At 72.8% G+C, this 15,748-nt stretch carries 12 protein-coding genes; 5 read left to right on the forward strand and 7 right to left on the reverse strand.

Features of this window, described 5'->3' with window-relative positions:
* Positions 1-91: 91 nt before the first annotated feature.
* Positions 92-2,314, reverse strand: coding sequence for an MMPL family transporter (locus ACGF0D_RS40675; protein ID WP_392925237.1), 2,223 nt, complete (start codon positions 2,312-2,314; stop codon positions 92-94).
* A gap of 124 nt (positions 2,315-2,438) precedes the next feature.
* On the opposite strand from ACGF0D_RS40675, the gene ACGF0D_RS40680 reads away from it, so the two are divergent.
* Positions 2,439-3,074: a TetR/AcrR family transcriptional regulator gene (locus tag ACGF0D_RS40680; RefSeq protein WP_392925239.1), complete on the forward strand. Its 636-nt coding sequence runs from the start codon at positions 2,439-2,441 to the stop codon at positions 3,072-3,074.
* A gap of 26 nt (positions 3,075-3,100) precedes the next feature.
* Here ACGF0D_RS40680 and ACGF0D_RS40685 read toward each other — a convergent pair whose 3' ends face one another.
* A complete protein-coding gene (locus ACGF0D_RS40685; protein WP_392873753.1) occupies positions 3,101-4,051 on the reverse strand; it encodes a LysR substrate-binding domain-containing protein in 951 nt (316 codons plus the stop codon).
* Positions 4,052-4,240: 189 nt separating this feature from the next.
* Here ACGF0D_RS40685 and ACGF0D_RS40690 point away from each other — a divergent pair, with 189 nt between their 5' ends.
* Both ACGF0D_RS40690 and ACGF0D_RS40695 read left to right on the forward strand, forming a co-directional pair.
* The gene (locus ACGF0D_RS40690) at positions 4,241-4,792 is read left to right on the forward strand and encodes a peroxiredoxin (RefSeq protein WP_316526531.1); all 552 of its coding nucleotides are present in this window, start codon (positions 4,241-4,243) and stop codon (positions 4,790-4,792) included.
* 3 nt (positions 4,793-4,795) lie between these two features.
* Entirely contained in the window at positions 4,796-5,332 is a 537-nt protein-coding gene (locus ACGF0D_RS40695; protein ID WP_392873757.1) for an alkyl hydroperoxide reductase, read from the forward strand.
* 71 nt (positions 5,333-5,403) lie between these two features.
* Here the strand turns inward: ACGF0D_RS40695 and ACGF0D_RS40700 are convergent, their stop codons facing one another.
* The 4 genes from ACGF0D_RS40700 to ACGF0D_RS40715 form a co-directional block, all read right to left on the reverse strand.
* The gene (locus ACGF0D_RS40700; protein ID WP_392873760.1) at positions 5,404-6,915 is read right to left on the reverse strand and encodes an AI-2E family transporter; all 1,512 of its coding nucleotides are present in this window, start codon (positions 6,913-6,915) and stop codon (positions 5,404-5,406) included.
* Positions 6,916-7,402: 487 nt separating this feature from the next.
* Positions 7,403-8,161 carry a transglycosylase SLT domain-containing protein gene (locus ACGF0D_RS40705; RefSeq protein WP_392873763.1) on the reverse strand — a complete coding sequence of 253 codons (759 nt, stop codon included), beginning with the start codon at positions 8,159-8,161 and terminating at the stop codon, positions 7,403-7,405.
* A 432-nt stretch (positions 8,162-8,593) separates the two neighbouring features.
* Complete coding sequence (locus ACGF0D_RS40710) at positions 8,594-9,928, reverse strand: PhoH family protein (protein ID WP_392873766.1); 1,335 nt, start codon at positions 9,926-9,928, stop codon at positions 8,594-8,596.
* A 275-nt stretch (positions 9,929-10,203) separates the two neighbouring features.
* On the reverse strand, positions 10,204-10,998 hold the full coding sequence (locus ACGF0D_RS40715) for an isoprenyl transferase (RefSeq protein WP_392873769.1): 795 nt from the start codon (positions 10,996-10,998) through the stop codon (positions 10,204-10,206).
* Between the two features lie 399 nt (positions 10,999-11,397).
* Between ACGF0D_RS40715 and ACGF0D_RS40720 the strand changes: the two genes are divergently transcribed.
* Positions 11,398-13,005, forward strand: a complete 1,608-nt coding sequence (locus tag ACGF0D_RS40720) for a chitinase (protein ID WP_392925241.1) — start codon at positions 11,398-11,400, stop codon at positions 13,003-13,005.
* Between the two features lie 241 nt (positions 13,006-13,246).
* On the opposite strand, the gene ACGF0D_RS40725 is transcribed toward ACGF0D_RS40720, so the two are convergent.
* A complete protein-coding gene (locus ACGF0D_RS40725) occupies positions 13,247-13,999 on the reverse strand; it encodes a prepilin peptidase (protein ID WP_392873774.1) in 753 nt (250 codons plus the stop codon).
* Between the two features lie 231 nt (positions 14,000-14,230).
* Between ACGF0D_RS40725 and ACGF0D_RS40730 the strand changes: the two genes are divergently transcribed.
* Positions 14,231-15,445 carry a pyridoxal phosphate-dependent aminotransferase gene (locus tag ACGF0D_RS40730; RefSeq protein ID WP_392873777.1) on the forward strand — a complete coding sequence of 405 codons (1,215 nt, stop codon included), beginning with the start codon at positions 14,231-14,233 and terminating at the stop codon, positions 15,443-15,445.
* Positions 15,446-15,748 lie beyond the last annotated feature (303 nt).

Consider the following 15,748-nt stretch of genomic DNA (forward strand, 5'->3'; position numbering starts at 1 on the left):
CGGTGTTGCGAGCGGCCGCCGTGAACCCGGTGCCGTGAACGCGACGGCGCCCGGCGGGAACGCGTCCCACCGGGCGCCCCGGGTCGGTCCGTCAGGCCCGGGTCGGCTCCTTGGCCGGCTCCTGCGCCGCCTGCCCCGACTGCGCCGCCTGCCCCGCCTGCTCCGCCAGCCGGGCGATCAGCTGCTCGCCCTCCATGTCCACCCGCGGCACGACCTTCTCCAGCCGCTTCGGGAACCACCAGGCCGCCTTGCCGAACAGCGCCATCGCGGCCGGCACCAGCGCCATCCGCACCACGAAGGCGTCCACCAGCACGCCCACCGCGAGGGCGAAGCCGATCGGCTGGACGATCGGGTCGTGCCCGAAGACGAACGAGCCGAACACCGCCACCATGATCAGCGCGGCCGCGGTGACCACCCGGGCCCCGTTGCGCACGCCGCCCACCACGGCCTCGCGCGGCGCCGCGCCGTGGACGTGCTGCTCCTTCATCCCGGAGACCAGGAACAGCTCGTAGTCCATCGCCAGTCCGAACAGCACGCCGATCAGCAGGATCGGCACGAAGCTCACCACCGGACCGACCTTGGGCACGTCGATCAGGCCGTCCAGCCAGCCCCACTGGTAGACCGCGACCACCGCGCCGAGCGAGGCGGTGATGCTGAGCAGGAAGCCTGCCACCGCCTTGAGCGGGACGAGCACCGAGCGGAACGCCAGCGCCAGCAGCACCACCGCGATCCCGACGATCACCGCGAGGAAGGGCGGCAGCGCCTGGCCGAGCTTGGTGGAGACGTCGATGTTGGCGGCCGTGGTGCCGGTGACGGCGATGTCCGCGCCGGTCGCCGCCTTGAGCTCCGCCTTCTGGTCGCGGATCTCGTTGACCAGCGCCTTGGTGTCCTCGTGGTCCGGGCCGGTCCGCGGGATGACGGTCACCAGCGCGGTGCCGCTCGCCCGGTCGACGGTCGGCGGCAGCAGCGTCCCGACGCCGTCGAGGGTCTGGAGCTTCGCGGCCACGCCCTGCACCGCCTGCTCGGGCCGCGGCGCGCCGTGGGCGTCCACGACGACCACCAGCGGCGCGTTGAAGCCCGGCCCGAAGCTCTCGCCCACCAGGTCGTAGGCCTTGCGGGCGTCCGTCCCGGCGGCCTGCGAACCGCCGCTCGGCAGGCCGAGGTTCAGGCTCGCGGCGGGCACCGCCAGGGCGCCCAGCCCGGCCAGTCCGACCAGCAGCACGGGCAGCGGGCGGCGGACCACGAAGCGGCCCCAGCGCTCGCCCATGGTGGTGCGGCCGTTGGCGGTCAGGGCCCGCTTCCAGATCGGCAGCCGGTCGATGGCCCGGCCGGTGAAGCCCAGCACGGCGGGCAGCAGGGTGATCGCGACCAGGACGGCCACCACGACGGCGCCGGAGGCGGCCAGGCCCATCACGGTGAGGAAGGGGACGCCCGCGACGGCGAGTCCGGCGAGCGCGACGACCACGGTCAGGCCGGCGAAGACGACGGCGCTGCCGGCGGTCGCGGTGGCCCGGGCGGCGGCCTCCTCCGGCTCCAGGCCCTCGTCCAGGTGGCGGCGGTACCGGAACAGGATGAACAGCGCGTAGTCGATGCCGACCGCGAGGCCGACCATCAGGGCCAGCACCGGCGCGGTGGTGATGATCTCGAAGGAGCCGGTGAGCGCCAGCAGGCCGGCCATCGTCACGCCGACGCCGACCAGCGCGGTCAGCAGCGGCAGCCCGGCGGCGACCAGCGTACCGAGGGTGACCACCAGGACCACCCCGGCCACCACCAGGCCGATCGCCTCGCTGCCGCCCTCGATCTGGGCCATCGTGTTGTACGCGTCGCCGCCGAAGGCCACGTCCAGCCCGGCCGCGCGGGCCGGCTCGGCGGCGGCCTTCACGGCCTCGCGCTGCTGGTCGGTGACGTCGGCGAGCTTGTGGTCGAACGAGACCAGGGCGATCGCGACCTTCCCGTCCGGCGAGAGCGCGCCGGTAGCGTACGGGTCGGGCACCGCGGCCACGCCCGGCACCCCGGCGATCCGGGCGACGGCCTCGCCGACCGCCTTGCCCGCCTCGGGCGTCGCGACGCCGCCGGGCGCACCGGCGGCGAAGACGACCTGCGCGGAACCGTGGCCCTGCGCCGGGAAGGTGTCCTTGATCCGGTCCAGGGTGGCCTGGGCCTCGGTGCCCGGGACCTTGAACTCGTCGGTGGTCTTGCCGGCGAAGGCGCCCGCGGCCCCGCCGATGGCGATGAGTACGGCGATCCAGACGGCGACGACGGCTCGCCGTCGTCGGAAGCAGTATCGGCCCAGTCGGTACAGGTACGTGGCCATCGGCGGTCCCTCGGGTCGGTCAGGGCAGGTCGCGTCCCACCGTAGACCGAACTTTGTCGAGTGACAAAGTTGATCGACAAGATCAAACGACGCAGTTACCCGCCCGTGGCGCTACCCTGACTGGATGGCCCATGTCCCCGCCTCCGAACGCCGACCGCAACTGGTCCAGGCCGCGATCGACCTGATGACCAGGGAGGGAATCGCGGCCGGCAGCACCCGAGCGATCGCCGCCGAGCTCGGCGTGGCGCAGGCGACGGTGCACTACACCTTCGGCACCAAGAAGGACCTCTACCGGGCCGTCGTCGAGCAGCTGAAGTCCGACTTCGTCGGCGAGGTGCGCGCCGCCTCCCCCGGCGACGGGGCGTTCGGCGAGCAGGTCCGCACCCTGGTGCACGCGCTCTGGGAGGCCGCCACCGGCGAGCACGGGCGCTGTGTGCTGCTGAGCGAGTTCGGGGCGCTGGCCATGCGCGACCCGGACATGCAGGAGATCATGCTCGGGCTCCAGCACGACATCGAGGGCACCGCCACCGAGATGCTCGGCGCCCTCGCGGCCGCCCACGGCCTGACCCTGGCGCTGCCCGCCCGCCGGATCGCCGTCCACTTCCTCGGCGGCTTCGACGGCCTGACGGCCCGCCACCTCACCCTGCGCCGCCCCGGCGACCGGCCCGACCAGGACACCCTGGACGCGCTGGAGCTACTGGTCGCGACGACGGTCGGGCTCTGCCTGGGCGCCCCGGCGACGGAGAGCGCCCGGGGCTGACCCGGGAGACGGTCCGGACCGGCAGCCTAGGAGACGATCCGGACCGGCAGCTCGACCAGCACCTCGCGCAGCGCGGCCGCGAAGCGCGCGTACTCGGCTCCGCGGGCCGAGCCCGGCCGGACGGCCAGCCCGATCCGGCGGCCGGGCGACGGGGCGGCGAAGCGGACGGCCGCCAGCCGGTCGGTGCGCCCGGCCTCGACGTCCAGCGCGGTGGCGGGCAGCAGGGTCACCCCGAGGCCGCCGGCGACCAGCTGGACCAGGGTGGACAGGCCGGCCGCGCGGGTGGTCGAGCCCGTCGGGTCGGCGCCGACCTCACGACAGATGTCCAGCGCCTGGTCGCGCAGGCAGTGGCCCTCCTCCAGCAGCAGCACGTCCAGGTCGAGCAGCACGTCGCGCGGAACGTCGATCCGCCCGGCGAGCGGGTGCCCGGGCGGGGTGAGCAGGACGAAGTCCTCGTCGAACAGCGGGATGTCCAGGGTCGGCGAGACCCCGCCGGCCGGCAGCGCGAGCAGCAGGACGTCCAGCCGCCCGGCGGCCAGGCCCTCCAGCAGCGAGGGGGTGCGCTCCTCGTGGACGTGCAGCTCCAGGTCCGGGAAGCGGTCGCGGACCAGCCGCAGCACGGTGGGCAGCAGGTAGGGCGCGACGGTCGGGATGACGCCCAGGTGCAGCGGCCCGGTGAACGGGCGGCGGGCGGCCTCGACCTCCTCGGTGAGGGCCTGGAGCGAGGCGAGCACCCGGCGGGCGTGCTGGTGCACACGCTCCCCCAGCGGTGTGACGATCACCTTGCGCGTCGTACGCTCGACCAGCTGCGCGCCCAGCGACTCCTCCAGCGCCGCGACCGCCCCGGACAGCGCGGGCTGGCTCGTCCCGGTGGCGGCGGCGGCCTCCCGGAAGTGCCGGTGTTCGGCCACCGCGACGAAGGCCCTCAGCTGGGCAACGGTCGGGGTGCGCGGACTGCGGACTGTGGCACTCGCCACAGCGGGCTCGGTCCTGGCGCCACCCTTCCTGCGGGAGGCCGGGCGCGACGTGGGGAATTCGGTACTGATAGCAATCTCCGATCAGACACATCAAGTGTAGCTATTTCCCTGATCAGTCCACGATGTGGAATCGTGAGTGGTGTCCGGATTCCGGACATCTCCCCTCATCTCACTTCAGGAGAAGCGAACGTGCTCACGATCGGTGACAAGTTCCCCGAGTTCGACCTCAAGGCCTGTGTCGACCTGGACGCCGCGAGCGCCTTCGCCGACATCAACCACAAGTCCTACGAGGGCAAGTGGAAGGTCGTCTTCTTCTGGCCGATGGACTTCACCTTCGTCTGCCCGACCGAGATCGCCGCGTTCGGCAAGCTGAACGACGAGTTCGCCGACCGCGACGCCCAGATCCTCGGCGTCTCCGGCGACTCCGAGTTCGTGCACCACGCCTGGCGCAAGGACCACAAGGACCTGCGCGACCTGCCCTTCCCGATGCTGGCCGACATCAAGCACGACCTGATGCGCGACTGCGGCGTCGAGAACGAGGACGGCACCGCCCAGCGCGCCGTCTTCATCGTCGACCCGAACAACGAGATCCAGTTCGTCATGGTCACCGCCGGCTCCGTCGGCCGTAACCCCAAGGAGGTCCTGCGGGTGCTGGACGCCCTGCAGACCGACGAGCTGTGCCCGTGCAACTGGAGCAAGGGCGAGGACACCCTCGACGCCCAGGCCCTGCTGGCGGGCTGACCCATGGCTCTCGACGACCTGAAGGCCGCCCTCCCGGACTACGCCAAGGACCTCAAGCTCAACCTGGGCTCGGTCATCGGCAACTCCGACCTCCCCGCCCAGCAGCTCTGGGGCACCGTGCTGTCCTGCGCGATGGCCACCCGCAGCCCCGGCCTGCTGCGCGAGCTGGAGCCCGAGGCCAAGGCCAACCTCTCCCCGGAGGCGTACAACGCCGCCAAGGGCGCGGCCGCGATCATGGGGATGAACAACGTCTACTACCGGACGCTGCACCTGCTCTCCGACAAGGAGTACAGCACGATGCGGGCCGGTCTGCGGATGAACATCATCGGCACCCCGGGCGTCGAGAAGGTCGACTTCGAGCTCTGGTGCTTCGCGGTCTCGGCCATCAACGGCTGCGGCCAGTGCCTCGACTCGCACGAGGCCGTGCTGCGCAAGGCCGGTGTCGAGCGCGAGGTCGTCCAGGCCTCGATGAAGATCGCCGCCGTCCTCCAGGCCGTGGCCGGCGTCCTCGACTCCGAGGCCGCCCTCGCCAACGCCTGACGCACCCGCGTACGCCGACGGGCCCCTCCCGGACACCATGTCCGCGAGGGGCCCGTCGGCGTACGCGTCGACTACTCCGCCGCGGACCGCGGCTGCGCCTGTGGTCGCGGGGCCCCCGCCGGGGCGGCGGCGGTGCGCTCGGCGGCCTCGCGGGCGGCTTCCAGCGCGGTGAAGACGGCCTGGCCGGCCTCGTTGCGGCGGCGCAGGTGGGCGACCACGGTGTTGGTGACGGCGATCAGCGGGACGGCGACCACCGCGCCGCCGATGCCGCCGATGATCCCGCCGGCCGCGACGCCGAGCACGACGCCGAGCGGGTGGACCCGGACGGCCCGGCCGAGGATCAGCGGCTGGAGGATGTGGCTCTCCACCTGCATCACCACCACCAGCACCACCAGCACCATCAGCGCCGTCCACGGCCCCTGGGTGACCAGCGCGATCAGCACCGCGACGGTGCCGGTGATCAGCGCGCCGACCAGCGGGACGAAGGCGCCCAGGAAGATGATCACGGCCAGCGGCAGGGCGAGCGGTACGCCCAGCAGGTCGACGCCGATGCCGATGCAGAGCGCGTCGATGAAGGCCACGCAGACCGTGCCGCGCACATAGGCGGTGAGCGTCGTCCAGGCCTTCGGACCGGCCCCGGCCATCGCGAACCGGGAGTGCCGGGGCAGGCCGCGCAGCGCCCAGTTCCAGATCTTCCCGCCGTCGTAGAGGAAGAAGAAGGTGGTGAAGAAGGTCATCAGCAGCGCGGTCAGCACCTCGACGGCGATCTGCGCGCCGGTGATCGAGGCCGAGGTGAGCTGGTCGGTGTTGGTGGTGATGGCCTTGGTGATCTGGTTGGCGAAGTCGGTGATCTGCTGCTGGGTCAGGTGCAGCGGCCCGGTGACCATCCAGTCCCGCAGCTGGTTGACGCCGGTCTTCACCTGGGTGGTGACGTCCGAGAGGTTGGTCGACACCTGCCAGACCACGAACCAGCCGACCAGTCCGATCCCGGCCAGACCGCTGAGGAACACCCCGCCCGCCGCCAGCGAGCGCGGCACCCCGCGCCGGCGCAGCCAGGAGACCGAGGGCTCCAGCAGCGCGGTGATCAGCAGCGAGGCCAGCACCGAGAAGGCGACCAGCCGCAGCATGTCGACCACGTAGAAGACGACGTAGAGCGCGGCGCCGAGCAGCAGCAGCCGCCAGGTCGACTCGGCGGCCACCCGCAGCCCCCACGGCACCGCCTCGGCGGGCGTGGCCGGTCGGCCGGGGTGGTACTCCCGCCCGAGGCCGACGTGCGCGGCCGGTGCGGGCGGGGCGCCCGGAGCCGCCGCGGCGGACGGCGGGAGGGCCTCGGCCACCGGGCCCGGGTCGACCCGGGGCGCCGGGACCGGGCCTGGCGCCTCGGCGGGTGCCGGGACCTGCCCGTCCACCAGCGCCGGAACATGCCCGTCGGCCGGCTCCGGGAGGGCCGCTCCCGGGAGGGCCGGCTCGTGCGGGTCGGCAGCCATCGCGGCCCGCCGGCGCCGTTCGATCACGGCGGCCGCGCTCGCCACCACGGCCACGCCCTTGGCCAGGGCCTTGAAGGCCTTTCCGCCCCGCGCCATCCTCGCTACCACCGCTCCCCTGCCGAACCCGCCGTGCCGGCGGTACGCCGCGGGTCCCGCCGCGGCCGTCAGGGATGACGCTACCCGGCGCGGCTGCGGCAATTCCGGCCGCCGGTCCGTTCGACTCGAACCGACCATCCCGATGAACCGGACAAAACGCCAGGTTCCGCCTGGTTTCGGTCACAGTTCGCTGGGGAGGAGTCGGGACGAGACCCCGGAGCCGAGCCGCCGAGGTCGCCTCACGGCCAACTGTCGGCGGACCGGCCGGTGCGGGAGGCTACCAGGACCCCTTCCCGCGCCCCGCGTCCGCAACCGGGACCGCACCGTCCGAGGGCGCACTGGTCAGCGCAGCCCGGGCGGCGCGGTCCTCCCGCTCCCACCACGCGACACCTGCGGCCGGGGAACGCCACGGCCCCCGGTCGCCCGTCCGAGGAGGACGGACGGCCGGGGGCCGTGCGGAACCGCGCCGCCGGAGCGGCCGCCGTTCCTAGTACCAGTTGTGACCCTGCCAGAACGACCACGCGCCGCAGGGGCTGCCGTAGCGGGAGTTCATGTAGCTGAGGCCCCATTTGATCTGGGTGGCCGGGTTGGTGCGCCAGTCGGCACCGGCCGAGGCCATCTTGGTGCCGGGCAGCGCCTGGACCAGACCGTACGCGCCGGAGCTCTTGTTGGTCGCGGTGTAGTCCCAGCCGCTCTCGCGCTTCACGATCTGGCTGAAGCACTGGAACTGGGCGTCGCTGCCGACGATCTGCCGGGCGAGGTCCTGGACCGAGCCGGGGCTGACCGAGACGGGCGGCGCGCTGTCCTCGACCGCGGTCATCGCGGACCGGGCCTTGGAACGGTTCGCGGCGGCCTCGTCGGCCTTGCGCTTGTCGTCCGCGGCCTTGGCGGCCTTCTCCGCGTCGGCCTTGGCCTGGGCATCGGCCTTCGCCTGGGCGTCCGCGGCGGCCTGCTGGCGCGCGGCCTCCTCGGCGGCCTTCTGCTCCGCGGCAACCTTGGCGGCGGCGTCGGCGGAGGCCTGCTGGGCGGATGCCTGCTGGCCGATGTTGTCACTGATGGTCTGCGCCTGGGCGCCAGAGGGGACTTCGGCAAGCAGGGTCGCGCCGGCGACGTCGACCGTCTGCATGGTCTTGCCCTCGCTGCCCGAGGCCATACCAACGACGGCACCGACAGCGGTGACGGCGGTGGCGGAGGCCACAGCAACTCCCCGGACCGAGATCCGAGTCACATGGATTCCTTCCAGCATCGCCCACGCGTGACCGTACGGGCGCAACGTGCCCCTTGGCACGGACCTCCGCATGGTGCTCTGGTCACGGGAGGTGCTGGCCCGGCGTCCGGCCGAGGTGAGGCGACCGGGCGTTGGAATCGGGCGGCGTACGGCTCAACGGTCTTCAATTGTGTGTCCACCGAACGGAGTTGGCGGACCTTCCGGGGCCTGACCCCCGGAGTCCGGGAGCCCTGCCGCGCCGTACGCGGGGCCTGACAGAACCCTCACCATGCCGCACCGGGCACTGTCGACGCAATTCCCGCCCGCGTGGCGCATGTCACATCCACCGTACGGCAGTTCCCTGGACAGAAAGCACTCGATGTGATGAAACGGGCGGGGCCCGCTCCGTCAGGAACGGACCCCTGGCCATGAGTTGACCGTATTGTCCGACTATGCCCTACTGCGGGCGGATCACGGGTGGATGTCCTCCAGCATCTCCGTGACCAGCGCCGCGATCGGCGAACGCTCCGAGCGGGTCAGCGTGATGTGGGCGAAGAGCGGATGACCCTTCAGCTTCTCCACCACCGCCACCACCCCGTCGTAGCGGCCCACCCGGAGGTTGTCCCGCTGCGCCACGTCGTGGGTGAGCACCACCCGCGAGCCCTGGCCGATCCGGGACAGCACCGTCAGCAGGACGTTCCGCTCCAGCGACTGCGCCTCGTCCACGATCACGAAGGCGTCGTGCAGCGAGCGCCCCCGGATGTGGGTCAGCGGCAGCACCTCCAGCATCCCGCGGGAGATGACCTCCTCGATCACGTCCGGGGTGGTGACCGCGGAGAGGGTGTCGAAGACCGCCTGCGCCCAGGGGCCCATCTTCTCCGCCTCGGAGCCGGGCAGGTAGCCCAGCTCCTGCCCGCCGACCGCGTACAGCGGCCGGAAGACCATCACCTTGCGGTGCTGCCTCCGCTCCAGCACCGCCTCCAGCCCCGCGCACAGCGCCAGCGCCGACTTCCCGGTGCCGGCCCGGCCGCCCATCGAGACGATCCCGATCTCCGGGTCGAGCAGCAGGTCCAGCGCCACCCGCTGCTCGGCGCTGCGCCCGCGCAGCCCGAACGCCTCGCGCTCGCCGCGCACCAGCCGCACCCGGCCGTCGCCGGTGACCCGGCCGAGCGCGCGGCCGCGCTCCGAGGTCAGCACCAGTCCGGTGTGGACGGGCAACTCGGTGGCCCCGTCGACGTCCACCCCGGCGTCGTGGCCGGCCGAGAACAGCGCGTCCACCTGGTCGGCCGGGACGTGCAGCTCGGACATGCCCGTCCAGCCCGAGGTGATCGCCAGCTCGGCCCGGTACTCCTCGGCCAGCAGGCCCACCGAGCTGGCCTTGATCCGCAGCGGCAGGTCCTTGGACACGACGGTGACGTCGTAGCCCTCGGCCTGGAGGTTGCGGGCGACCGCGAGGATCCGGGTGTCCGCCTCACCGCCGCCGGCGCGGTAGCCGACCGGCAGTATCGACACGTCGGAGTGGTTGAGCTCGACGCGGATGGTGCCGCCGAGCTCGCCGACCGGGATCGGCTCGTCGAGCCGGCCGTGGCGGATGCGGTAGTCGTCGAGCAGTCGCAGCGCCTGGCGGGCGAAGTAGCCCAGCTCCGGGTGGTGCCGCTTGGCCTCCAGCTCGGTGACGACCACCACCGGGAGGACGACCTCGTGCTCCTCGAAGCGGGTCATGGCGAGCGGGTCCGCCAGGAGCACGCTGGTGTCGAGAACGTACGTGCGCCGGTCTGGTGTCCGGCGGCTCTTGGAACTGACCACTAGGCCTCCAGAGCGGATGACCCTGCGTCATCCGCGGCAAGCCGGCCCCCGCTGCCCCGGTGGCCTCGGGGCCGGTCTGACTGGAGTATTCCCAGGCGGGGAACGGTGCATTCGCGCCCCCGGCGAACTGACGGATCATTGCCGGTGAACGTTTGGCCTCGCGCGGGCGCCGGGTAGGCCAGGCCTACGGCGGTCATTTCCTCCGGAGGGCCGGGGCCGGCCGAGGCGCCGCGCCGGGGCCGGCGAAGCCGCCGGGACTGCCGGGGCTGCAGGGACTACAACCCCATCCGGCGGTTGCGCTGTTCGTACGCGCGCAGCGCGCGCAGGAAGTCGACCTTGCGGAAGGCCGGCCAGTACGCCTCGCAGAAGTAGAACTCGCTGTGCGCGCTCTGCCAGAGCAGGAAGCCGGACAGCCGCTGCTCGCCCGAGGTGCGGATGATCAGGTCCGGGTCGGGCTGGTTGCGGGTGTACAGGTGCTCGGCGATGTGCTCGACGGTCAGGATCTCGGCCAGTTCCTCGATCGAGGTGCCGCGCCCGGCCTGCTCCTGGAGCAGCGAGCGGACGGCGTCGGCGATCTCGTGCCGGCCGCCGTAGCCGACCGCGACGTTGACCGTTATGCCGTCGATGTCGGCGGTCTGCTCGGCGGCCCGCTTGAGCACGTCGGCGGTGTGCTGCGGCAGCAGGTCCAGCGCGCCGACCGGGTTGACCCGCCAGCGGCGGGCGGCGGCCAGTCCGGTGACGGTGTCCTCGATGATGCCGAGCAGCGGGACGAGCTCGTCGGCCGGCCGGTCCAGGTTGTCGGTGGAGAGCATCCAGAGGGTGACGACCTTGACGTGAGTCTCGTCGCACCAGCCGAGGAACTCGCTGATCTTGTCGGCGCCGCGCTGGTGGCCGTACGCGGTGGAGCCGCCGGCCGCCTTGGCCCAGCGGCGGTTGCCGTCCAGGATCACGCCGATGTGGCGCGGGGTGCTCGCGAGGTGGACCTCGACCCGCCGGCCGTAGAGCCCGTACATCCCTCCGAGCATGGTGCGCAGCCCCGGCGTCCGTTCGACGACATCGCGCAGACCCATGTTTGCCGGCCCCTCTTTGCTCGTTGCATCTGGTGCGTCACCGCCCCCGGCGCAGCCTACTCCGGCGGGCAGGTGCACGGTAAAGCCCCAGGTAGCGGTCTTGTCACGGTCCTGTGCGAAGTCTGTCCCGACCGGCGTGTCGGGGATCGTCCGGACGGGCGAAGGGCACGTCGCGCGGCCCCGGGGGCGCGGACACGGAACGGTCTCCGAATCCTTAACGGAACCGTAAGCCGTCCTTCCGATGCTTGACGACCAGCAATGGTCTAGTCCAGCTTTTGATCCGGGACGGAACGATCCTCCGGCTCCGCCCCGCAGGCTCACTTCGGACCTCCCCTCCCCCACACGCGGCCGCCGCGCCCCCCACCGCGGCGGCCGCTCCTCCCCCAGGAGCGTCGCCCCATGGCCCGCACGCTGAACCAGTCCTCGCACAAGCGCCGGCGCAGCCCCCTCCCGGCCGTCGCGGCCGGTGCCACCGCCCTCGCCCTGGCCGGCGGCGGCCTCGCCCTCTTCGCCGGCGGTGCCAGCGCGGCGGTCGGCAACCTGGTCAACAACGGCGGCTTCGACGGCGGGCTCGGGGGCTGGACCTGCACCGGCGCCGCGACCACGGTCTCCTCCCCGGTCCACTCCGGCACCGGCGCGCTCCAGGCGACCCCGGGCGCCGGCGACACCGCCGAGTGCACCCAGACCATCAGCGTGCTGCCCAACACCAGCTACACGCTGAGCGCCTGGGTCCAGGGCCCGTACGTCTACCTCGGGGCGCGCGGCACCGGCGGCACCGACCCGTCCGCCTGGTCGAACCAGAACAGCTGGAACCAGCTGTCCACCACCTTCACCACCGGGGCGAACGCCACCAGCGTCACCGTCTACCTGCACGGCTGGTACGGCCAGAGCGCCTACCTGGCCGACGACGTCGCGCTGGTCGGCCCCGGCGGCACCGGCACCCCGTCGCCGACCGCGACCCCCACCACCACGCCGACGGCCACCGCCTCCCCCACGGCGACCGCGACACCCACCCAGACGGCGAGCCCGACCCCCACCGCGACGCCCACCCGGACGGCGACGCCGACCCCCACCGCCACGCCGACCAGCACCACCCCGCCGGCCACCGGCCTGCCCGCCCACGTGGTCACCGGCTACTGGCAGAACTTCGACAACAACTCGACCGTGCAGCGGCTGGGCGACGTCCAGAGCGCCTACGACATCATCGCGGTGTCCTTCGCCGACGCCGTGCCGACCAGGATCGGCGCGATCAGCTTCACCCTGGACCCGGGCCTGTCCAAGGCGCTCGGCGGCTACACCGACGCCCAGTTCCGCGCCGACATCAGGGCCAAGCAGGCGGCCGGCAAGAAGGTCATCCTCTCCATCGGCGGCCAGAACGGCGCGATCACCGTCGGGGACGCCGCCGCCGGCGCCAACTTCGTCGACAGCGCCTACGCGATCATCAAGGACTACGGCTTCGACGGCATCGACGTCGACCTGGAGAACGGCGTCCAGGCCGGCCCGCTCGGCGACGCGCTGCACGCCCTGCAGGCCAAGGTCGGCCCCGGCTTCGTCCTGACCATGGCCCCCGAGACCATCGGGATGTACAACACCTCCGGCGCCTACTTCCAGCTGGCGCTGAAGACCAAGGACATCCTCACCGTCGTCAACACCCAGTTCTACAACTCGGGCGGCATGAACGGCTGCGACGGCAAGGTCTACACCCAGGGCACCATCGACTTCATCACCTCGCAGGTCTGCACCCAGATCCAGGGCGGGCTGCGGCCGGACCAGGTGGGCATCGGCGTCCCGGCCTCCACCAAGGCGGCGGGCGGTGGCTACGTCTCGCCGACCGTGGTGAACAACGCGCTGGACTGCCTGGCCACGGGCAACAACTGCGGCAGCTTCGTGCCGCCGGCCAAGTGGCCGACCATCCGCGGCGCGATGACCTGGTCGACCAACTGGGACGTCAACAACGGCAACGCGTTCTCCAACGCGGTCGGCCCGTTCGTCCACAAGATGCCGTAACGGCGATCGGCCGCGGCCGGCTCACGGCCGCGGCCACCGTCACCGCCACCAGAGCTCAACTCCCCCGGCGCGCCGCTCCTTGAGGGTGGGGCCTGCGCGTCGGCGGCGGGGCCCGCCGCACCGACCGGTGCGGCGGGCCCTTCCGTTCGTCTCCTCTTTATTACCGTCGTCCCCTCTTATGACCGCCGCCCCTCCACAGGCACCGGGGGCGCTGCCGAGTCCGGTGCCGAGGGGCGCGCGCTCACCGCGCGAGGACCGCGACGAGCGCCCCGAGCAGCAGGAACGGGCCGACCGGGACGTCCAGTCCGCGCACCGGACGGCGGCGGGCCAGCGCGGCGGCGGCCCGCAGGGTGCCCCACAGCCCGGCGAGCACCATCGCGGCGAACAGCCCGCCGAGCGCCACCGACCAGCCGTACCAGCCGAGCAGCCCGCCCAGGGCGAGCCCGAGCGGGGAGTCCCCGGGCCCCAACGCGCCCAGCCAGACGGCCAGTTCGAGAACGCCCCCGACCGCGAGCGCGGCCAGCAGGCAGCGCAGCGCCACCGCGGGCCCCGCGCTCGGCGCCGCCGCCAGCAGCAGCGCCGTCACCCCGCCGAGCAGCGGCACGGTCAGCCGGTACGGCAGCCGGCGCACCCGCGCGTCGACGAAGCCGAGCGCCACGCCGAGCGTCGCCGCCCAGGCCAGCGCCAGGGTCACCACCACCAGCCCGTCCGCCGCGTACGCCACCGCGACGGCGACCGCCACCGCGACGGCCTCCACCGCCCAGGGGCCGGCGCCCAGCCGCTCCCGGCAGCCCGGGCAGCGCCCGGTCGGCGGCAGCAGGCGCACCGCGCGGCCGCACGCCGGGCAGCCGTCACACCAGGGCTCGCCCTCCGGCACCGCGAACCGGGCGATCAGCCCGCGCAGCGGCGCGGCCGCCAGCAGACCGACCAGCGCCGCCACCGGCACGACCGGGACCATCGACGCACCCCCCACCTCGACCTCCTCGACCGACACGTCGGGCACATCCTCCCGCGCCGGGCGGCCTGACGGTGTGCCGTCCGTCTCGTTCCGCACGGCGGCACGACGGCGCCCCTCGCATACAGGAGCATTCCGGACATTCGACTGCTGGTTCGGAAGGCCGCCCGCCACCCCCGCCTGCCGATCCAAGGGGGCCGTTCAGGTCCTCGGAAGCACCCCTCCGAAGGCCCACCGCACGGCCCCTCCGTACCCCTAAAGTAGGCGGACATGCAGGTCATCCAGTCCAGCAAGCTCGCCAATGTCTGCTACGACATCCGCGGCCCGGTGCTCGACGAGGCGATGCGGCTGGAGGAACAGGGCCACCGCATCCTCAAGCTCAACACCGGCAACCCGGCCACCTTCGGTTTCGAGGCGCCCCCGGAGATCCTCCAGGACATCCTGCGCAACCTCGCCGACGCCCACGGCTACGGCGACTCCAAGGGTCTGCTCTCCGCCCGCCGCGCGGTGGTCATGCACTACGAGGAGCGCGGACTGCACGGCCTGGGCGTCGACGACGTCTTCCTCGGCAACGGCGTCTCCGAACTGATCCAGCTGGCCATGACCGCGCTGCTGGACGACGGCGACGAGGTGCTCGTCCCGGCCCCGGACTACCCGCTGTGGACCGCCTCGGTCTCGCTGGCCGGCGGCACCGCGGTGCACTACCGCTGCGACGAGCAGTCCGAGTGGTACCCGGACCTCGCCGACATCGAGTCCAAGGTCACCGACCGGACCAGGGCCATCGTGGTGATCAACCCGAACAACCCCACCGGCGCGGTCTACCCGCGCGAGGTGCTGGAGGGCATCACGGAGATCGCCCGCCGGCACGACCTGGTGGTCTACGCGGACGAGATCTACGACAAGATCCTCTACGACGACGCCGAGCACGTCCCGCTGGCCACCCTGGCCCCGGACCTCTTCTGCGTCACCTTCAACGGACTGTCCAAGGCGTACCGGGTCGCGGGCTTCCGCTCCGGCTGGATGGTGCTGTCCGGCGACCGGCACCGGGCCCGCAGCTACATCGAGGGCCTGACCGTGCTCGCCTCGATGCGGCTGTGCGCCAACATGCCCGCGCAGCACGCGGTGGCCGCCGCGCTCGGCGGGCGGCAGTCGATCCGCGACCTGGTGCTGCCCGGCGGCCGGCTGCACGCCTCGCGCGACGCCGCGTACGAGCTGCTGAACCGGATCCCGGGGGTCAGCTGCGTCAAGCCCAAGGGCGCGCTGTACGCCTTCCCCCGGCTGGACCCCAAGGTCCACAAGATCAAGGACGACGCCCGGATGGTGCTGGACCTGCTGCGCTCCCAGCGCATCCTGCTGGTCCAGGGCACCGGCTTCAACTGGCCCGAGCCGGACCACTTCCGGCTGGTCACGCTGCCCCGGGCGGAGGAGATCACCGACGCGGTGACCCGGATCGGCGACTTCCTCGGCGGTTACGTCCAGCAGTAGGCGGTCGCGCCCGGCCGTGGGCGGTGACGTGCGGCCCTGGGCGGTGACGTCCGGCCGTGGGCGGTGACGTCCGGCCGCAGGGGATGCCGTCCGGCCGCGGCCGAGAAAACACTACGGCCGGAGTTCCGGCCCGGGCGATCTCCTTGGTCGGGGAAAGATCGCCCGGCGGAACTCCGGCCGTCCTGCCGCTCGGCGGGGGGGGGGGGGGGGGGGGGGGGGCCCCCCCCCCCCCCCCGGGGGGGGGGGGGGGGGGGGGGAACAAAAAGAACCGGCCAACAAACCCCCCCCGCGGAGCCCAAAACG

The organism is Kitasatospora sp. NPDC048298 (genome assembly GCF_043201465.1).
Classification (GTDB): Bacteria; Actinomycetota; Actinomycetes; order Streptomycetales; family Streptomycetaceae; genus Kitasatospora.